Origin of the sequence: Pseudomonas sp. BW7P1 (genome assembly GCF_024981055.1) — a bacterium.
In the GTDB taxonomy this organism is placed as follows: Bacteria; Pseudomonadota; Gammaproteobacteria; order Pseudomonadales; family Pseudomonadaceae; genus Aquipseudomonas; species Aquipseudomonas bananamidigenes.
Window position 1 is genome coordinate 3,040,213 of sequence record NZ_CP103374.1, and the last position, 18,369, is coordinate 3,058,581.

The 18,369-nt window shown below is 58.6% G+C and carries 15 protein-coding genes; 1 reads left to right on the top strand and 14 read right to left on the bottom strand.

Annotation, left to right across the window (positions count from 1 at the left end; genetic code table 11):
- Window position 1: 1 nt before the first annotated feature.
- Genes NWV16_RS13605 through NWV16_RS13615 form a run of 3 tightly spaced genes read right to left on the bottom strand, consistent with a single transcriptional unit; the run spans window position 2 to window position 4,082 of the window.
- Window positions 2-880 carry a hypothetical protein gene (locus NWV16_RS13605; RefSeq protein WP_260523456.1) on the bottom strand — a complete coding sequence of 293 codons (879 nt, stop codon included), beginning with the start codon at window positions 878-880 and terminating at the stop codon, window positions 2-4.
- Window positions 877-1,875, bottom strand: a complete 999-nt coding sequence (locus NWV16_RS13610; protein WP_260523457.1) for a DUF2515 family protein — start codon at window positions 1,873-1,875, stop codon at window positions 877-879. Before NWV16_RS13610 ends, NWV16_RS13605 begins: the two co-directional genes overlap by 4 nt.
- Window positions 1,872-4,082: a type VI secretion system tip protein VgrG gene (locus tag NWV16_RS13615; RefSeq protein ID WP_260523458.1), complete on the bottom strand. Its 2,211-nt coding sequence runs from the start codon at window positions 4,080-4,082 to the stop codon at window positions 1,872-1,874. The genes NWV16_RS13610 and NWV16_RS13615 overlap by 4 nt, the downstream gene beginning before the upstream one ends.
- Before the next feature lie 268 nt (window positions 4,083-4,350).
- Between NWV16_RS13615 and NWV16_RS13620 the strand changes: the two genes are divergently transcribed.
- Window positions 4,351-5,652 carry an OprD family porin gene (locus NWV16_RS13620; protein WP_260523459.1) on the top strand — a complete coding sequence of 434 codons (1,302 nt, stop codon included), beginning with the start codon at window positions 4,351-4,353 and terminating at the stop codon, window positions 5,650-5,652.
- Window positions 5,653-5,797: 145 nt separating this feature from the next.
- Here NWV16_RS13620 and NWV16_RS13625 read toward each other — a convergent pair whose 3' ends face one another.
- The 11 genes from NWV16_RS13625 to NWV16_RS13675 all read right to left on the bottom strand — a co-directional run bounded on the left by NWV16_RS13625 (window position 5,798) and on the right by NWV16_RS13675 (window position 18,293).
- Window positions 5,798-6,418 (bottom strand): hypothetical protein, encoded by a 621-nt coding sequence (locus tag NWV16_RS13625; protein WP_260523460.1) that lies wholly within the window; start codon window positions 6,416-6,418, stop codon window positions 5,798-5,800.
- Window positions 6,419-6,462: 44 nt separating this feature from the next.
- On the bottom strand, window positions 6,463-7,401 hold the full coding sequence (locus NWV16_RS13630) for a carbohydrate kinase (RefSeq protein WP_260523461.1): 939 nt from the start codon (window positions 7,399-7,401) through the stop codon (window positions 6,463-6,465).
- A gap of 13 nt (window positions 7,402-7,414) precedes the next feature.
- Entirely contained in the window at window positions 7,415-8,911 is a 1,497-nt protein-coding gene (gene xylB, locus NWV16_RS13635) for a xylulokinase (protein WP_260523462.1), read from the bottom strand.
- 14 nt (window positions 8,912-8,925) lie between these two features.
- Window positions 8,926-10,398, bottom strand: a complete 1,473-nt coding sequence (locus NWV16_RS13640; RefSeq protein WP_260523463.1) for a mannitol dehydrogenase family protein — start codon at window positions 10,396-10,398, stop codon at window positions 8,926-8,928.
- A gap of 15 nt (window positions 10,399-10,413) precedes the next feature.
- Window positions 10,414-11,517 (bottom strand): ABC transporter ATP-binding protein, encoded by a 1,104-nt coding sequence (locus NWV16_RS13645; RefSeq protein WP_065257915.1) that lies wholly within the window; start codon window positions 11,515-11,517, stop codon window positions 10,414-10,416.
- 23 nt (window positions 11,518-11,540) lie between these two features.
- On the bottom strand, window positions 11,541-12,371 hold the full coding sequence (locus tag NWV16_RS13650) for a carbohydrate ABC transporter permease (protein ID WP_085709773.1): 831 nt from the start codon (window positions 12,369-12,371) through the stop codon (window positions 11,541-11,543).
- A gap of 8 nt (window positions 12,372-12,379) precedes the next feature.
- Complete coding sequence (locus tag NWV16_RS13655; RefSeq protein WP_260523464.1) at window positions 12,380-13,306, bottom strand: carbohydrate ABC transporter permease; 927 nt, start codon at window positions 13,304-13,306, stop codon at window positions 12,380-12,382.
- A gap of 183 nt (window positions 13,307-13,489) precedes the next feature.
- Window positions 13,490-14,800 (bottom strand): ABC transporter substrate-binding protein, encoded by a 1,311-nt coding sequence (locus NWV16_RS13660; RefSeq protein ID WP_260523465.1) that lies wholly within the window; start codon window positions 14,798-14,800, stop codon window positions 13,490-13,492.
- Window positions 14,801-15,027: 227 nt separating this feature from the next.
- On the bottom strand, window positions 15,028-15,933 hold the full coding sequence (locus NWV16_RS13665; protein ID WP_260523466.1) for an AraC family transcriptional regulator: 906 nt from the start codon (window positions 15,931-15,933) through the stop codon (window positions 15,028-15,030).
- A gap of 76 nt (window positions 15,934-16,009) precedes the next feature.
- On the bottom strand, window positions 16,010-16,852 hold the full coding sequence (locus NWV16_RS13670; protein ID WP_260523467.1) for a phospholipase: 843 nt from the start codon (window positions 16,850-16,852) through the stop codon (window positions 16,010-16,012).
- Window positions 16,853-17,003: 151 nt separating this feature from the next.
- Window positions 17,004-18,293: a glycosyltransferase family 4 protein gene (locus NWV16_RS13675; RefSeq protein ID WP_260519458.1), complete on the bottom strand. Its 1,290-nt coding sequence runs from the start codon at window positions 18,291-18,293 to the stop codon at window positions 17,004-17,006.
- Between the last annotated feature and the right edge of the window lie 76 nt (window positions 18,294-18,369).

An 18,369-nucleotide genomic window follows, 5' to 3' on the forward strand; every position in this document is an offset into this window, starting at 1 on the left:
TTCACTGAATTGCTTTTATAACAGGATCTTTATAGTTCTCATCGATTTCTATCCCTGCAGCACGGGCATTGTTTTCAGCAGCGATGCGCGCCTCTTGGTCACGCTTCAATTGAGCAGGCAGCAGCTCTTTCCATCTTGCCTTTTCTTCATCTTTGGTAAAACCTGAAGACCAGAAGTCGCGCTCGCTAAGGAACTCCATCGATAATAAATAGGTACCCGTCTTGTCCGGGGTGTCTTTGGAATCGCGGCGCCAAGCCTTAAAAGTCAGATAGACGCCGTCATTGTAGAAATACCAATTGTAGAATGACTCAATTTTCAGCCAACGATCAATGTCCAGCTCGTAATCCGGATCCAGCCAGGGATGACTGGAAGTCAAGTGCCCCAATACGTTGTCTGGTGACGGAATTTTTCCGATCTGAGACCCGGAAATCCTAGGGTCCCCTGGATAGTAATAGTGACTCCAGCCAGCTGATTGTATTTTTTTTAGCAAGTCATAAATAAAGTCTTTTTGTTTTTCGTGCGGGCTGTTGTCAGGGAGGCCTCTCACTGTGATGTCAAGGTTCTCAATGGTATTGCCTATCTTTTTGTCTATCACCATTGTGATACTTGTTACTTTTTCGATTGAAAGTGAACTTCTTGCGTTTTTTACGGTGATGGAGGGTAATTCTTTTTCATTTGCCGATTTTTTAAATTTGTACCAGCAGAGGTCTAGCTCGCTCATGCATTCTTGAGAGAACTCTAAGGGGCTGTTTTGTACAGTTTTTTCTATTTCGCCGTACAGCTCTATTTCAATGTTGTTTGGCGTGTTTGTCATATTGGATTCACCGTTGTTGCAAGCCGCCAGTAGTAAACCAGAGAAAAATATCCATAAATACTTCATTTGGCATTTGACCAAGTGGCGATTGTCTTGATTTGGCCTTCCATGTAGCTTTCTCGCTCCCCCATGAGCTTATGGTATTGCTTGGCAATGGCTCCAATAAACTCCATTCGATCTGTTTCGTCGTAAAGATCGCCTTCCGACATTTGCACTCTGAGATCAGGACTTTCAACGTCGCAAGCAGTACTCAACGCAGCTACCCGCACTGGTACGAATGGTGCCCATTCGAAACCTGCTTGCATTTTCAGCGTTGCTCTAAATGGTGTACTTTCATAAATCAAAGGTTGAAGGATGCGACGTTGCTCATGGTCGGCGATAGCAAGTAAAGAGGTAAACTGGGCGTTTCTTCTTGCTGGTCCCGAAGAAAGTTCTTCGGTTGCTTTGATGGCTTTAAAACCTTTAACGATGTCACTGGTTATAGCCAGATTTTTCAATATTGGCAGTGCGTCATCTGCCCAAGGCAAACTGTCGATATTGGTTTTTATCTGACCTTCGCAACTCCGAGCGTTGCGTTCTGGAGCGCACTCATCAAATTGGTCTTTGTATTTTGCGTAAAACCAATGCCAAACAAAAATATCCTGAAATAACCAGAAATTTCCTTTCCCCAGCGAATTTTTACCAATTCGTAAGGGCGGCTGTACGATTGGTGGGGTAAGCGCGAGATAAGGATCGTTGGGAATGAAGTCCAACCCGCACTTAACTTGCTTGCTTGCAAATGCAGCCAAACCCATCCAATAGAATCGGCCTTTTAATTCTGGCTTGCCATCTTCGCCAGACTCGAGATAGAAGCCAGCATACGCAGCTGCAATTCTTGCGGCCCGCGCACTGAAGTCAGATATCAGCTCGTATTTTCCTGAGTTAGAGGAGCGTTGTTTGCTCAGGCGTCGTATAGCTTCTTCTTGGCCCATGGCCCACAGCTTATCGCAACCAAGGACAACTTCATGTATCGAACATTTTTTATCGTTGGTAGTGAATGTAGTTATCGGTGGCGTGCTCATTTGTTGCGGCTCGCTTCATAATCATCGGCGCCAGACGGAACAGACAGTTCATCCCATACAAGGTGAGCCTTCACAGGCTCCTTGGAATCTGTTTGCACTCGTGGGTGAAGCCCGTCTGCATCGCTCTTTGATATTTGCGGCGCTGTTTCTGAAGGGATAATCAGTGCTGTCTTGACGGATTTGACGGGCTTACCGAGTTTTGTCACAAATTTTAGTTGCTCGTCAAAACGCTCTTCTATCACTTTCGCTTTAAGCACGCTTCCAGCTCTAGCCTGATCTGCAATGAGTGGCATCAACGGAGGCAGAATCCCGATCCCGGTGCCGGCACCCGGCGCACCCCCGGTATTGGCCTTCACCTCCGCACCGCTGATGGTCACGCCACCCGCATCCACCTTGACGAAGCTGCCGCCAGCCTTGGCCGTCAGCTCCATCCCGCCTTCAATCACCACTTTTTCGCCAGCGTGGTAGTGAATCTCCGTGCCTGCTTCCACGAACTGCCCGGTGCCGACCTTTACATGCTGGCTCACGCCCACGGTCAGGTGATCGTTGGCGCGCATTTCGCTCTTGCGGTCCAGGTGGGTGATGCGGTGTTCCTCGACCTTGAATTCGCTGAGGGTGTTGGCCTCAACGGTGTCATGGCGCTCATTGCCGACACGGATCTTCTGGTCGTGCTCGATGTTCTCGTCCCAGTCGCGCTGGGCATGGATGTAGATCTGTTCCGCGCCTTTCTTGTCTTCGATGCGGAACTCGTTGTAGCCCTTGCCGCCCGGGGAGCTGAGGGTCTTGAAGGTGCTGCGGGTCTTGTTGGCCGGCAGGTCGTAGGGGACGACGTTTTCCTTGTGGTACAGGCAACCGGTCACCAGCGGCTGGTCGGGGTCGCCTTCGAGGAAGGTCACCAGCACTTCCATGCCGATGCGCGGGATGGCGATGCCGCCGTAGGCCGCGCCGGCCCAGCCGCTGGCGACGCGCAGCCAGCAGGTGGTCTTGTCGTCGGCCTGACCTTCGCGGTCCCAATGGAATTGCACTTTCACGCGGCCATACTGGTCGCAGTGGATCTCTTCGCCGGCGGGGCCGGTGACGATGGCGGTCTGGCTGCCGAGCACTTTCGGTTTCGGGTGTTCGAGGGCAGGGCGGTAGTGGGCGTCCCACGGTGTCGCGACAAACGAGTTGCGGTAGCCCTGATGGAAATCGTTTTTGCTGTCGGTGACGTCGCTGGTGACGTTTTCTCCCAGCACCTGCGGCTGTTTGCCTTCGTGGAAAATCTCCAGCAGCAGCCACAGGTCGTTCCATTCGGCGCGGGGATGTTCGGCCAGCGTGAGGAAGTGGCCGGTGGTCAGGGTCGGTTCGTCACCCTGGCCTTCGGCGAGTTTGTAGTCGCTGCGATGGCGCTCCAGGGCACGGGTCGAGAGGAACTTGCCGCGCTCGCGGGTGGTGAAGCGGCCGGGGTAGTCGTAGTCTTCCAGGTCCGGGGCGAATGTGGATTTGGCTGCGCCTTCGGGCAGGATCTTCGGTTTCTCGAAATCGTAATCGCGGCGGCTGACGCGGCTGGTGCGGGTTTCCAGGCGCAGGTTGAAGCGCTTGATCACCGGTTTGTCGGCACTCATGCCGGAGTCTTGCTGGTAGTTCACCGGTTTCAGTTTGCGGAACACGGTCTGATCGTCGCCGAACACCAGTTTGTGGCCGCTGCTGCTGTGCTGGAAGTGGAAATGAATGCCTTCCTCTTCGCACAGGCGCTGGATGAAATGCAGGTCGGATTCGTCGTACTGCACGCAGTACTCGCGTTCCGGGTACTCGGCGTTGAGCTGGAAGCTGTAGGCGTCGGCCAGAATGCCGCGATCTTCCAGTACCTGAGCGATGATCTTCGGCACGCTGAGGTTCTGGAAAATCTGCTGGTCGTGGTTATGCCGCAGGTAGGCCAGTTGCGGCACCAGACTGATACTGTAACGGGTCAGGGTCTTGCCGGAATCGCCTTGCTCGATGCGATACACCAGACCGTGGATCTTGCCCTCGCCGGTGGCGCCGAAGGTCAGGCAACCGGGCTTGTGCAGGAGTTCTTCGAGCTTGAGGTCAGGACGGGCGCTGACCAGTTCGAGGTCGAAACGGAACGGTTCGTTGAGGGCTTCGCGACCGGTGAAGCTGAGGACTTGCAGATCGGCGGAAGCGCCTTCAATGGAGAAGCTGATGTGAATGGCATTAGCGTCCAGCATGCTTTGAATTCCGTCCGTGAATAAGCAGGAGGCAAATGTAGCGGGATTCACCGGCTTCGCACAATCGTAAAGTTCTGAAGACCGGACGCTGATCTGAACTGCCGGTCAATTTCAGACTAAAGTCGCCTGTAGCACGTCAAAGCCATCTGCCATCATGGGCGCTCACCCCCGCGTATTCACTTCCTCCCGACACTTCACTGTGCCGGGACGGGAGCTGTTTCTGTTTTGTTTGCGCTTCTGCGCAATCGTTGTTTTGTCGGAGTTTTCAATGCGTCCCCCATTTCCCCTCATCACCCCGCGCCAGTCGCTTGGCTTCGGAGCCTTGGTGCTGTGCGCCGGTTTTACCGCGCAGACCCAGGCCGGCGGTTTTTTCGAAGACACCACAGCAAAGATCGAATCGCGCACGGTGTATTTCAACCGCGATTTCCGCGACGGGCACACCTCCAGTGATCAGGGCGCTTCCAAGCGCGAAGAGTCGGCGCAGGGTTTCATTCTCAATCTGCAATCGGGATACACCGAAGGCACCGTCGGTTTGGGTATCGATGCGCTGGGCATGGCGGGCTTCCAGCTCGATTCCAGCCCCGACCGCAGCAACAGCGGCCTGCTGCCTTCCAGCGGCGACAACCCGCGCGGTTCAAAAGGTCAGTACGCGAAAATGGGCCTGACCGCCAAGGTGAAAGTCTCGGACACGGTGCTGAAGTACGGCGCGCTGCTGCCGGATCTGCCGTTGCTCAAGTACAACGATGGTCGCCTGCTGCCGACCATGTTCAACGGCGCGATGCTGACTTCAAAGGAAGTGAAGGACCTGACCTTCATGGCCGCACGCCTGGACAAGTACACCGCCCGGGACTCGACCGACTCCCAGGACATTCGCGTGCACTGCAAGAACAAGCGCTATGCGTGCAACACCACCGCCGATCATTTCGACATGTACGGCTTCGACTACAAGATCAACGACCGTCTGACCGCTCAGTATCACTACGCCGAGCTGGAAGATATCTATCGCCAGCACTTCGTCGGCCTGTTGGCCAATCAGCCGCTGGGTGATGGTGTGCTGAAAGCCGATCTGCGGTTGCTGAAAAGCGCCGACAGCGGCGACGCGAAAGCCGGTTCCATCGACAACCGGGCCTTGAGCGGCATGCTGTCCTACGGCATCAGCGGCCACACCTTCAGCGCCGGCTGGCAGCGCATGAACGGCGACAACTCGATGCCGTACCTCGATGGCAGCAACCCGTACCTGGTGAACTATGTGCAGGTCAACGACTTCGCCGCCGCGCAGGAACGCTCCTGGCAGCTGCGTTACGACTATGACTTCAAGGCCATCGGCATCAACGGCCTGAGCTTCCTGACCCGTTACGTGAATGGCGATCACATCAAGGTGCCGGGCAGCGATCAGGAGGGCAAAGAGTGGGAACGCGACAGCGAGCTGAAGTACGTGATCCAGAGCGGTACGTTCAAGGACGTCAGCCTGCGGTTGCGTAATGCGACCTATCGCACCAACTACGAGAAGTTCGCCCGGGACGTGGATGAGACCCGGTTGATCGTGAGTTACAACTTTTCGGTGTTGTAATCGTTAGAGCTGTAGAGCCTGTTCAATTGCTTTCGCGAGCAGGCTCGCTCCCACGGGGGATCTTCAGCGGCCCCAGGATATGGGTCCGACGCAAGATCTCAATGTGGGAGCGAGCCTGCTCGCGAAGGCGTCTTTGCCGTCTACGCTATAGCCAATGCCAGAACCGGCTCCAGAACCCGCGATTCAGATCATCCTTGCACGCCGCGTATTGCTGACCGTACATGTCCGAGCGGTTCTGCACCTTGCGCGCCACAGGCGGCAGCCACGCCTTGCCGGCGTAGGTCTTCTGGCGAAAACCGCCCCAGCCTTCGTGGTAGTTGAGGTACTGGTTGTAGGCGTCGTACTTGTACACCCCGTTGATCGAGGTGGTCTTGTCCATGTACCAGCCGACGAAGTCGATGGCGTCATCAAAATCTTCGCGGTCGGCGCCATGTCGGCCGGTGCTTTTCTGGTAGTCGGCCCAGACTTCATCCTTGGCCTGGGCGTAACCGGCGGCGGTCGAGACCCGGCCCCACGGGATCACCCACAGCAGGTATTTGCGCGGGGTCTTGGCGTCGTAGCGGTAGCCGGACTCCTGATACATGATCGCGAACGGCACCTGGATCGGCACGCCCCAGCGCTTTTGCGTGACTTGCGCGGCGTCGTACCAATCACTTTTCTCGCGGAAAATCTCGCAGAGGTTTTCCGGGGAACGCGGCGGCGATGTTCCGCAACCGCTCAACAGTGCCGCCAATACCAACAGTCCAGCCGTGCGCCCCGAATTCAAAAGCCGTCATCCCGTCGTGCAAAAAAGGGCGCCAGTCTACGCGGTCAGGTCAACTGATGGCGATAAGGCAAATCCGGACCTGTCTTGCTGCACGTCAGGGCGGCCGCCTGTACGGCAAACCTGAGCATGGCGTCGATCTGTTCGCGTTGCAGATGCTGTAAGCCGTCCACCGAATCCAGCTCATGCTCGGTCAGCCAGGTGATCAATGCGGCCTGGAAGGTATCACCGGCGCCGACGGTATCGGCGATCTTCACCGAAGACGCCGGCACCGACCATGAGCCGTGAGCACGGCTGAATACGGTCGCGCCTTCACCCCCTCGGGTCAGGAACACCACCTGGCAGCGATGCTGCAGCCAGCCTTCGATCACGCGCTGCGGGTCCTGCTCCGGATACAGCAGGCTCAAATCTTCGTCGCTGACCTTGATCAGGTCGGCCAGCTCTACCAGTGTGGCGATCCGCTCGCGCCACAGGTCGATGTTCGGCTCGGGATTGAGGCGCACGTTCGGGTCGAGGCTGATCAGGCGTTTGCCGCTTTCGCGCTGGATCAGGGCGAGCAGGGTATCGGCCACCGGTTGCACCACCAGCGAAAAAGAGCCGAAGTGCAGGCCGCGTACTTCAGGCCCGAGCGTCGGCAGATGCGCCTGGCTCAGTTGCCGGTCGGCACAACCTTCGCCCCGAAAGCTGTAATGCGGCGAGCCATTGGCGCCCACCGCGACCATGGCCAGCGTGGTCGGGGCGGCGAAATCCACCAGATAATCCGGGCGTACGCCTTCGTCCTGCAGCACCTGCTGCAAGCGCCGGCCGAGGTAGTCGGTGGACAGCCCGGCGAACAGCGCCGAGTCCACGCCCAGGCGACGCAAACCCACCGCCACGTTGAACGGTGAGCCACCGGCAATCGCCTTGAAATTGACTTTCGATGCCTGCCCGCCGGCATCGTCTTGGCTGAAGAAATCGAACAGCGCTTCGCCACACACCAGGTACATAGTTGTTTGCTCTTTATAAGGTTGCGACATGCTGTCGATAGCGTTCATAGGCCTGCTGGAAGGCCGCGACATTGGCGGCAACCGGCAGGGTTTCACTGTTCAGGTCGAGCTTCACGCAGCGCTCGCACAAGTCGGCCAGGCTGTCTTCGTGGCCATTCGACCACGACTTGCACCATGCCGCCTGAATCGCCGCGCCGAGGGCGGCGGCTTCGCTTTGCTCGGTGCAGATCACCGGGGTGTTCATGATGTCGGCGACGATCTGCCGCCACACCGCACTTTTCGAGCCGCCGCCGATCAGGCAAATGCTGCGGCTTTGTAAACCATTCTGGCGCAGCAGATCCAGTCCGTATCGCAAGCCGAAGGTCGTGCCCTCGACGGCCGCGCGGCACAGATTGGCACGGGTCAGGTTATCGATGGTCAGGCCATGCAGGCTGCCGGTGGCGTGGGGCAGGGGAGGCACGCGTTCGCCGTTGAGGAACGGCAGCATGCTCACGCCTTCGGCGCCGATCGGCGCCTGGGCCACCAAGGCGTTGAAGGTGTCGAGATCCAGCTCGAACAGCTCGCGGATCGCCCCCGTGGCGTTGGTCAGGTTCATGGTGCAGATCAACGGCAGCCAACCGCCGCTGGACGAGCAAAAGGTCGCGACCGAAGCGTCCGGGCTGACCTTCGGCGCCTCGGCGTAGGCGTACACCGTGCCGGAAGAACCGAGGCTCATGGTGATCGCCCCCGGCTGAATATTGCCGGTGCCGATGGCGCCCATCATGTTGTCGCCGCCACCGCTGGACACCCGCGCATTGGGGTTGATGCCCAGTTGCTCGGCAATCGCCGGCAGGATCGTGCCCACGGCTTGATGGGCGTCGATCAACTCCGGCAGCGCCGCTTGCAGACGGCCACTGGCGTCGATGTCGCGCAACAGCTGCAAATCCCATTGCCGGGTGCGTACGTTGAAATAGCCGGTGCCGGACGCATCGCCATATTCGCTGCATGCACGGCCGGTCAGCCAGAAATTCAGGTAGTCGTGGGGCAGCAGGATTTTTGCGATCCGTGAGAATACGGCCGGATGTTGTTCCTTGGTCCACAGCAGTTTGGACACGGTGTAGCCCGGCGCGATGACCACGCCGAGGCGTTCCAGCGCGCCTTTTTCGCCGCCGAGGTAAGTCAGCAGACGATCGTTTTCTGCCGTGGTTTCGGTGTCGCACCAAAGCTTGGCCGGGCGCAGGACCTGGCCCTGGTCGTCGAGCAGCACCAGACCGTGTTGCTGGCCGGAAACACCGATGCCGAGGATCGACTGGCCGTCGACATTGGCCGCCAATAAAGCTCGGCGGGTAACGAGGGCGAAGGCCTCCAGCCACTGCGCGGTGTCCTGTTCGCGGCGGCCGTTGGCGCCGCTGATCATCGTGTGGGCCGCGGCACCCTGGCCCAGGACCTGACCGCTGGTGGCGTCGAGGATGATGGCTTTGGTGCCTTGGGTGCCGCAGTCAATGCCGAGGAAGAGTTGTTGGGTTGTCATGAGTGCTTCACCCGTCAGGACAGAATGCGTTCCAGCGTCCGCGTTACGCCTTCTTCACGCAAGCTGTTCAGGCACCACTCAAACGCTGCGACAAACTCCGCCGAACGCGCAATTGCCACCCCGAAAATCTCCTCAACCCCCAACAGCCGTTCAGTGATCAACGCGTCATCCGCCACCAATCCCTGGCAGAACGCCGCCCGAGGGTCCGGAATCGAGTAGGTGTCGCCATTCTCGTCAACACCTTTCAAGTAAAGCGCCCACGCCGCCACGACCAGTGCCGCCCGTTTGGTCTCGCGCCCGTCAGCGATCAACCGATTGATCGTCGGAATGGTGAACTTGGGAAACTTCGACGAACCGTCCGAACACACCCGCTCCAGTTGATCGGCAATCGCCTGGTTGGAGAATCGCGCCACCAGCGTGTTTTTGTATTCGGTCAGGTCGATGCCTGGCACCGGCGCCAGTTGCGGGGTCACGTCCAGGTCCATGTAGGCGCGCATGTAGCGAACGAACAACGCGTCATTCATGGTTTCGTGGACGAAACGGTAACCCTTCAAAAAACCCAGATAGGTCAGCGCCAGATGGCTGCCGTTGAGCAGTTTGATCTTCATCTCTTCGTAGGGCGAAACATCGTCGGTGAACTGCACACCGACCTTTTCCCAGGCCGGGCGGCCATTGACGAATTTGTCTTCCAGCACCCATTGCACGAACGGCTCGCAGACCACCGGCCAGGCGTCGTCGACGGCGTGCTTGTCTGCCAGTTGCAGGCGATGCGCAGTGCTGGTCATGGGCGTGATGCGGTCGACCATGGCATTGGGGAAGCTGACGTTGGCGTCGATCCAGTCACGTAAATCCGGATCCAGCAGCGCGGTGAAGGCCAGCAGCGCCTTGCGGGTGACGGCGCCGTTGTGCGGCAGGTTATCGCAGGACATCACGGTAAACGCCGGAATGCCCGCTGCACGTCGTTTGGCCAGGGCTGCGCAGAGGAAACCGAACACGGTTTGCGGCTGGTGCGGGTAGGTCAGGTCGTGCTGAATCTGCGGCAGGTGCGCCATGAACTCGCCGTTGCTGTCATCGATGCAATAACCGCCCTCGGTGATGGTCAGCGAGACGATACGGATCTGCGGATCGGCGAGTTTGTCGATCAGCACCTGAGGGCCGTCCTCGGCCAGCAACATGTCGCGGATCGCACCGATGACCCGCACTTCGGTGTCGTCGCTGTCACCCAGTTCGAACAGGGTGAACAGGTAATCCTGTTCCTTGAGGTCGTCCCGGGCGCGGCGGTCTTCGGTGCGCAGGCCGACACCGCAAATGGCCCAGTCCGTTGCTTCGCCGGTGTTCATCAGCGCATCGGTGTAATACGCCTGATGCGCACGGTGGAAACCGCCGACGCCGATGTGGGCGATGCCCTGACGGGTTTCGCTGAGGTTGTAGGCCGGGAGTTTCACTTCGGCGGCGAGGCGATTGAGGTTCTGTTGGTTCAGTTTCATCGGTCGGTCTCGAAATCAGGCGGCGGCGCGCAACGGGCGGGTCAGCGCCACGCCGTCGGCATCGAACAGATGGCAGTGGGCGGCGTCCAGGTGCAGGTTCAGTTGTTCGCCGTAACGGCTCGCCAGATCACCGCGTACGCGCATGGTCAGGGCTTCGCCGGCGTTGGTCGTGACGTGGCAAAAGGTGTCGCTGCCCAGTCGTTCGCTGACGTCGGCGGTGACTTGCAGGGTGCAGTCGCCTGATTGCGCCAGTTCCAAATGTTCCGGGCGAATGCCCAGGGTCACGGCGCTGCCGACACTGAGGTGCGAGGCGTTGAACGGCAGGGTGATGCGGGTGCCGGCGTCCAGCGAGACTTCGCAGCTCGGGCCATCGATTCGGGCAATCTTGCCCTTGAGGAAGCCCATTTTCGGCGTGCCGAGAAACCCGGCGACGAACAGGTTGGCGGGGTGGTGATACAGCTCCAGCGGCGAGCCGACCTGTTCGATCCTGCCGCCATTGAGCACCACGACCTTGTCGGCCATGGTCATGGCTTCGACCTGATCGTGGGTCACGTAGATCATTGTGGCCTTGAGGTCTTTGTGCAGGCGCAGCAGCTCCAGGCGCATTTGCACCCGTAGCGCCGCGTCGAGGTTGGACAGCGGTTCGTCGAACAGGAAGATTTTCGGGTTGCGCACGATCGCCCGGCCGATGGCCACGCGCTGACGCTGACCGCCGGACAGCTGTTTCGGTTTGCGTTCCAGCATCGGGCCCAGTTCGAGAATGCGTGCCGCTTCGCCGACTTTTTTCTCGACTTCGGCTTTCGGCACACCGGCCAGATCGAGGGCGAACGACATGTTTTTCTTCACGGTCATGTGCGGGTACAGCGCATAGGTCTGGAACACCATCGCCAGGTCACGCTTGGCCGGGCTGACTTCGGTGATGTCGCGCCCGTCCAGCTCGATGGTGCCGCCGCTGACTTCTTCGAGCCCGGCGATCAGCCGCAGCAGGGTGGATTTGCCGCAGCCCGACGGGCCGACGAACACCACGAACTCCTTGTCGTTCACTTCAAGGTCGATGCCCTTGATGATGGAAAAACCTTCGAAGCCTTTTTGCAGATGCTTGATTTTCAGGTTGGCCATGTTGGCGCTCCTCTTGCGAATTCTTATTTGACGGCGCCGAACGACAGGCCGCGAACCAATTGTTTCTGGCTGATCCAGCCGAAGATCAGGATCGGCGCGCAGGCCAGGGTCGAGACGGCCGACAACTTGGCCCAGAACAGGCCTTCGGGGCTTGAGTAGGAAGCGATCAACGCGGTCAGCGGAGCGGCTTTGGACGAGGTCAGGTTCAGCGACCAGAACGCTTCGTTCCAGCACAGGATCAGCGACAGCAGTACGGTCGACGCGAGGCCGCCCTTGGCGATCGGCAGCAGTACGCGGAGCATTTCCTGGGCGAGGGTGGCGCCGTCGAGGCGGGCGGCTTCGAGGATGTCCTTGGGGATGTCCTTGAAGTAGGTGTAAACCATCCAGACCACGATCGGCAGGTTGATCAGCGTGTAGATCACAATCAGCGCGATGCGCGTATCCAGCAGGCCGAAGCTCTTGGCCAGCAGGTAGATCGGCATCAGCACGCCCACCGGCGGCAGCATCTTGGTGGAGAGCATCCACAGCAGCGTGCCCTTGGTGCGCTGGGTTTCGTAGAACGCCATCGAGTAGGCCGCCGGCACCGCGATCAGCAGGCACAGAGCCGTGGCGCTGAAGGAAATCACGACGGAGTTCCAGGCGAAACTGAAGTAGTCGCTGCGCTCGTTGATGTGCAGGTAATTCTCCAGCGTCGGCGTGAAGAACAACTGCGGCGGCGTGGCGAAGGCGTCGATTTCGGTCTTGAAACTGGTCAGTACCATCCAGAAGATCGGGAAGAAAATGATGATCGCGATGGCCCATGCCAGCGTGCCGAGCAGCAGGCTTTGCAGCCGGCGGGATTGTTGAAGAGTCATGGCAGGCCTCAGGCTTTGTCAGTCAGGTTTTTGCCGATCATCCGCACCAGAATGATCGCGGCGATGTTGGCGATGACCACGGCGATCAGGCCACCGGCCGAGGCCATTCCGACGTCGAACTGCACCAGCGCCTGGTTGTAGATCAGGTAGGCGAGGTTGGTCGACGCATAGCCGGGGCCGCCGTTGGTGGTGGTGAAGATCTCGGCGAACACCGACAGCAGGAAGATGGTTTCGATCATCACCACCACGGCAATCGGTCGCGCCAGATGTGGCAGGGTCAGGTGCCAGAAAATCGCGACGGGACCGGCGCCATCGAGGCGGGCGGCTTCCTTCTGTTCCTGGTCGAGGGACTGCATGGCCGTCATCAGGATCAGGATCGCGAAGGGCAGCCATTGCCACGACACAATGATGATGATCGACAGCAGCGGGTAATGGGCCAGCCAGTCCACCGGTTGCGCGCCGAACAGCTTCCAGATGTACGCCAGGATTCCGGACACCGGGTGGAAGATCAGGTTCTTCCAGATCAGCGCCCCGACCGTGGGCATGATGAAGAACGGCGAAATCAGCATCACCCGCACGATGCCGCGACCAAGGAATTCACTGGCTTCCAGCAGCGCACTGATCAACACGCCGAACACCACGCTGATCAGCAGCACGCTGCCCACCAGCAACAACGTGTTGGTGGCACCGGGCAGGAAGCCGGAGTCGGTCAGAAAGAACGTGAAGTTATCCAGCCCGACGAACTCGTTGATGCCCGGGTCGAGCAGGTTGTAGCGAATCATCGAGAAATAGACGGTCATGCCCAGCGGCACGATCATCCACAGCAGCAACAGGGCCACCGACGGGCTGACCAGAAACCAGCCGGGGTTGGCCACGCGGTTTTTGCGCCGGGGTTGCGACAGGTCGATGTGGGCTTTGGCAGTTGAAGTATTCATGGCGGTGGTCACTTACTCGGAAACAGCGAGATATCTGTGGCGAGGGAGCTTGCTCCCGCCCGGCTGCGAAGCAGTCGTTAACCGGTCAACACGGTATGTCTGATAAACCGCATGCTGGTTTTTCGGGGCCGCTTCGCAGCCGGCGGGAGCAAGCTCCCTCGCCACAATTGAAATGAGGAGCGGCTACTTCGGATAACCCGCGCGCTTCATCTCGCGTTCGGTGGTTTGCTGTGCAGCGGTCAGCGCCTGGTCGACCGTGGTCTGGCCGATCAGTGCGGCCGAGAACAGCTTGCCGACCTGGGTGCCGATGCCCTGGAACTCGGGGATGGTCACCAGTTGAATGCCAATGTAAGGCACCGGTTTGAGGGTCGGTTTGCTCGGGTCGGCCGCTTTGAGCGATTCCAGCGTCACTTTGGCAAACGGCGCGGCGCTCATGTACGTCTCACTGTAGGTCGAGGCACGAGTGCCCGGCGGTACGTTGGCGATGCCGTCGGTCTTGGCGACCAGTTCGCCGTACTCTTTGGAGGTGGCCCACGCGCTGAACGTTTTGGCAGCGTCCTTGGCTTTGGAGCTGGTGGGAATCGCCAGCGCCCACGAGTACAGCCAGGCCGAGCCTTTGTCGGTGACCTGATGCGGCGCATAGGTGAAACCGACATGATCGGCGACCTTGCTTTGGGTCTTGTCGGTGACGAACGAGCCCGCAACGCTGGCATCGACCCAGATTGCGCACTTGCCGCTGTTGAACAGCGCGAGGTTTTCGTTGAAACCGTTGCTGGATGCGCCGGGTGGGCCGGACTTCTTCATGGTGTCGACGTAGAAGTTCAGCGCGTTTTTCCATTCCGGGCCGCTGAATTCGGGTTTCCACTGCTCATCGAACCAGCGCGCGCCATAGGCGTTGGCCACGGTGGTGATCAGCGCCATGTTCTCGCCCCAGCCGGCCTTGCCGCGCAGGCAGATGCCGTATTGTTCCTTGTCCTTGTTGGTCAGCTTTTCGGCGAAGCCGGCGATCTGCTCCCAGGTCGGACGCTCGGGCATGGTCAGGCCGGCGTCCTTGAACAGGTCGGTGCGGTAATAGGTGATCGAGCTTTCGGCGTAGAACGGCAGGGCGTACAGCGAGCCCTTGACCGACAGGCCTTCACGCACCGACGGGAACACATCGTCGAGGGCATAACTGGCCGGCAGGTCCTTCATTGGCTCCAGCCAGCCTTTGGCGCCCCAGAGTGCGGCTTCGTACATGCCGATGGTCAACACGTCGAACTGGCCACCCTGGGTGGCAATGTCGGTGGTCAGGCGCTGGCGCAGGACGTTTTCTTCCAGTACGACCCAGTTCAACTTGATGTCCGGGTGCTCGGTCTCGAAGGTTTTCGAGAGCTTTTGCATGCGGATCATGTCGCTGTTGTTGACGGTGGCGATGGTCAGGGTCTGGGCGCCAAGGCTGACGCTGCTGAGGGTCATGCAGGTGAGGGCCAGCAGAGCTTTTGCAGTGGGTTGCATCGTGCACTCCTTTTCTGCACCCGGCGGGGGACAGAAGGACAGTTATTGTTTTTGTGTTCTTCCGGCGGGGGAAGAATGTGCACTGATTACAGCCTTCTGACGCCGGGCTGACAAATCATCCCTAACACTTGAATCGATACTTTTTTGCACTCGAGATCGAGGCGCCCAGCACAGGGAAGGGCATTTCAGAAGGGCGAGGATAATGAAACCGTACAGGTTTTCGGCGTTCAGCCGTGGTTCTGCTCGGTCAGACGCTGCACCACCAGACGCCGGTAGTGCGAGGGTGTCATGCCTTTGAGTTGCTGAAAGCGCCGGTTGAAATTGGAAATGTTGTTGAAGCCCGACTCGAAGCACACCTCGGTCACCGGTTTGTCGCCGTCCGCCAGCAGTTCGCAGGATTTGCTGATGCGCAGACGATTGACGAATTCGATGAAGTTGCGCCCCGTCGCCTGTTTGAACACACGGCTGAAGTAGGTCGGCTTCATGCCCAGATGCTCGGCGACTTCCTCCAGCGGCAGTTCGCGGGCGTAGTGGGCGAAGATGTAATCCACTGCGCGGTTGGTGCGGTCGATATTGTGTTCATCGGCCAATTGCGGGGTGGTCACGCCCGACAGCAGTTGGTAGTCGTCAGTGGCGGCGAGCAGCTCCATCAAAATGAAAAAGTGCCCCAGACGGGTGATGCCCCGGGTGTCGGCAATCTTCTGCATCAGAGTTGTGGCCTGGCGGATCGTGTGCGGGCAACGGAACTCGATGCCGTACTGGGCACGCTCCAGCAACGGCGCCAGGGTTTTCAGCTCGGCAAATACTTGATGGCCGCTTTCGAACAGCTCATCGGTGAAGTTGACCAGCATGTCGCGTTTGTCGACCACTTCGTCTTCGGCCACCTGGCTGATCCAGTTATGCGGCAGGTTGGGGCCGGTCAGAAACAGCGTCTGCGGGTGAAAATTGCCGATGTAGTCGCCGATGAACACCTTGCCCGAGCTGGCGACGATCAAATGCAACTCGTATTCCTTGTGAAAGTGCCAGCGCACCAGCGGACAGGGGAAACCGTGCTGGCGATAAATGATGGACAACCCGTTGTGGTCATCCATCAATTCGTAAGAGGGGTCGGTCACGCGGGCTGAGCGGGTCATGGCTGGACACTTTTTTGTTATCGCCCGGCGATCATGCCTCTTTGCAAGCGGGTTGCGCCAGCCTGCAGGCGGGCCATCAAGTACGTTGTCGGGCTTTCATCAAACTGGCTATCCGGCAGAACTCCACCAGGTCCGATTCTTCCATGAAGTCGACGTTGATGATGTTGCACTTCAAGGCCCAGTAACTTTTGTCCAGGTCGAACCACTCGTTCAACTCGTCGTGTATGTCGACGGGCCCACCAAGGGCTGTGTAACTGGTGGCGGACAATGACCAGGGACGCCAGCTCCCCGGCGGGTTTTCCATGACACTGCCAATGTACTGTCTCAATTCATCCGGACTGGTAATGCCATTGCCGGACCATCGATGACTGATCGATTCGTGAAATACCGTGTGATCCAGTTGCCAATGGGATCTGGCGGCCGCGAACACACGTTGTTGTGTGTGAAGCCGCTTGAGTTCTCGAAGACTCAAAGACAAGTTTCGGCGAGGCACAAGACGGTGACCCAGAAAGTTCATCATCATTTTATTGAAGTAGTCGTAGTCGAAGTCGCCCCCGTCGAGACTGTGGAAGTCCAGAACAATGAATTCGTCCGGGTTGTCATCCAAAAACTTATTCACGTCGTTGAACAGTCGTCCAAGGGTTCGAGAGTTTCGGTGGCCGTTATGATGCATGACGAACCTCTCCGGGCCTTCTGCCTGGGCGTCGTAGGTCAGGCGAATGTCGAGCGCTCTGGAGCCACGGTTCAGTTGGGTGATGAAAGTATCGTGCTGACAGGCCAGCCAATGTCGCGGCGGGCCGAAAAACGGATACGAGGCGCGCCAGTCACTGCCGGCGTTATGGGTCCCCGGCAAAGTCAGCTCGGAAATGGACAATACATCAATGGCGGGTGTTGAACCCATCCAGTTATTGGTGCTCATGTGTGCATCCTGCGTAAGTTTCGATTAATGCGCTGCGCATATAAAACATGCAGGCAGCGCGGGCAGGATGTTTATAAAGTCCGTTAGCTGAATTGACGATGCCGGGATTGATGCAAGTTGTTGGCTATTGTTTTTGCAGGTTTCAAGAAAGTTATTTGTGCTGGTTCTTGGCTTCAATCCATTGGGCCATGTATTGCGTGCTCTTGTGAGCGTGGTGACGCAACATGCTGCCGATAAAGTTGTCACGTCTTAGTTGAACAATATTGTTGCGACACTCTTGCAGCTTGTTGATCAATGCCGGTCCATGGACGGACTGCGGGTAGACCTGACTGAGCAGCGCCTGCCCCTGAGACCGGGCTGTCTGCCATCGGGCCTCGTCGCGATACAGCTCGACGGCAGCATTGGCCAGCTCCTGCGCCGTACGACAAATGGCGCCCGGCCAGGGCTGATCGGTGTGCATGCCTTCAGCGCCGATCGGCGTGGTGACACTCGGCGTTCCGCAGAGCATGGCATCGATCAGTTTGCCCTTGATTCCCGCGCCGAAGCGCAAGGGCGCGAGGCAGACACGCGCGTCGGACATGACCTGCAATGCATCCTCGGCCCAGTTCATGATGTGAAAACCCTGCGCGGCATTGTGCAGCGCAGCGGCCTTGGGCGGCGTGTAGGCGCCGTAGATGTGCAGTTGCGCTTTCGGCAGCTGTTCGCGGATCAGCGGCCAGACGGTCGACTTCAACCATAGAACCGCGTCCCAGTTGGGGGCGTGGCGGAAGTTGCCGATGCTCAGAAAGTGCGCGCGATCTTCATAGGCTTTCGCCGGCGTGGTTGGTGGTTCGACCATCAACGGACACCAGTGCAATAAATGGCGCGGCAAGTTGAACTGCTGCACCAGCAACTCGATTTCCACCGGTGAAATCATCAGGTTCAGATCGCAGCGGTAAAGGGCGGCAATCTCGCGTTTGGCCAGATCGGTGTCTGCCATCCGTTCGAATTCTTCGCGCAGTGCAGGCGCGAACAGTGGGTGGAAGTCATCTGCGTCGTCGCTGGCCTTCAGCCGATCTTTCAAGCGCTGATGACGTGCGTGGCGCAGGCTCTGCAAGTCCGAAGTTTCCAGAACGCGCAGGGCATCGGGACAGTGCTTTTCCACGCGCCAGCCGAACTGTTCTTCGATCATGAACTGGTCGAACAGCACGATATCCGGCGCCAGCTCGCTGACGAAGACATCGAAACTGCTGTTGTTCAATTCGATCGGAACCGTGCGGATGCCCAGTTCGGCAAGATCGGCCGGATGTTCGCCGACGCCCGCAGGGCTGGCAAACGTAATGTCCCAGCCCTGCTGCAAAAAGGTATCGAGAATCTGCATGACGTGCCCGCTCGCCGCGGACGAACGGGGTTCCGGCCAGACGTAACCAATGACGAGGACTTTGGTTGCGGGCTGACTCATGAAAAGGTGTTTCCTGAAGAACGAGAGAGAAGAGAAAAAACGCGCGGATTAAAACATATCCCGAGGATGAATCCGC

Bases quoted from the DNA above. Each gene is read 5' to 3' on its own strand.
- NWV16_RS13620 (WP_260523459.1), top strand. From the start codon at position 4,351: ATGCGTCCCCCATTTCCCCTCATCACCCCGCGCCAGTCGCTTGGCTTC.
- NWV16_RS13655 (WP_260523464.1), bottom strand. From the start codon at position 13,306: ATGAATACTTCAACTGCCAAAGCCCACATCGACCTGTCGCAACCCCGG.
- NWV16_RS13650 (WP_085709773.1), bottom strand. From the start codon at position 12,371: ATGACTCTTCAACAATCCCGCCGGCTGCAAAGCCTGCTGCTCGGCACG.
- NWV16_RS13640 (WP_260523463.1), bottom strand. From the start codon at position 10,398: ATGAAACTGAACCAACAGAACCTCAATCGCCTCGCCGCCGAAGTGAAA.
- NWV16_RS13605 (WP_260523456.1), bottom strand. From the start codon at position 880: ATGAAGTATTTATGGATATTTTTCTCTGGTTTACTACTGGCGGCTTGC.
- NWV16_RS13670 (WP_260523467.1), bottom strand. From the start codon at position 16,852: ATGAGCACCAATAACTGGATGGGTTCAACACCCGCCATTGATGTATTG.
- NWV16_RS13610 (WP_260523457.1), bottom strand. From the start codon at position 1,875: ATGAGCACGCCACCGATAACTACATTCACTACCAACGATAAAAAATGT.
- NWV16_RS13665 (WP_260523466.1), bottom strand. From the start codon at position 15,933: ATGACCCGCTCAGCCCGCGTGACCGACCCCTCTTACGAATTGATGGAT.
- xylB (WP_260523462.1), bottom strand. From the start codon at position 8,911: ATGACAACCCAACAACTCTTCCTCGGCATTGACTGCGGCACCCAAGGC.
- NWV16_RS13660 (WP_260523465.1), bottom strand. From the start codon at position 14,800: ATGCAACCCACTGCAAAAGCTCTGCTGGCCCTCACCTGCATGACCCTC.
- NWV16_RS13615 (WP_260523458.1), bottom strand. From the start codon at position 4,082: ATGCTGGACGCTAATGCCATTCACATCAGCTTCTCCATTGAAGGCGCT.
- NWV16_RS13645 (WP_065257915.1), bottom strand. From the start codon at position 11,517: ATGGCCAACCTGAAAATCAAGCATCTGCAAAAAGGCTTCGAAGGTTTT.
- NWV16_RS13630 (WP_260523461.1), bottom strand. From the start codon at position 7,401: ATGTACCTGGTGTGTGGCGAAGCGCTGTTCGATTTCTTCAGCCAAGAC.
- NWV16_RS13675 (WP_260519458.1), bottom strand. From the start codon at position 18,293: ATGAGTCAGCCCGCAACCAAAGTCCTCGTCATTGGTTACGTCTGGCCG.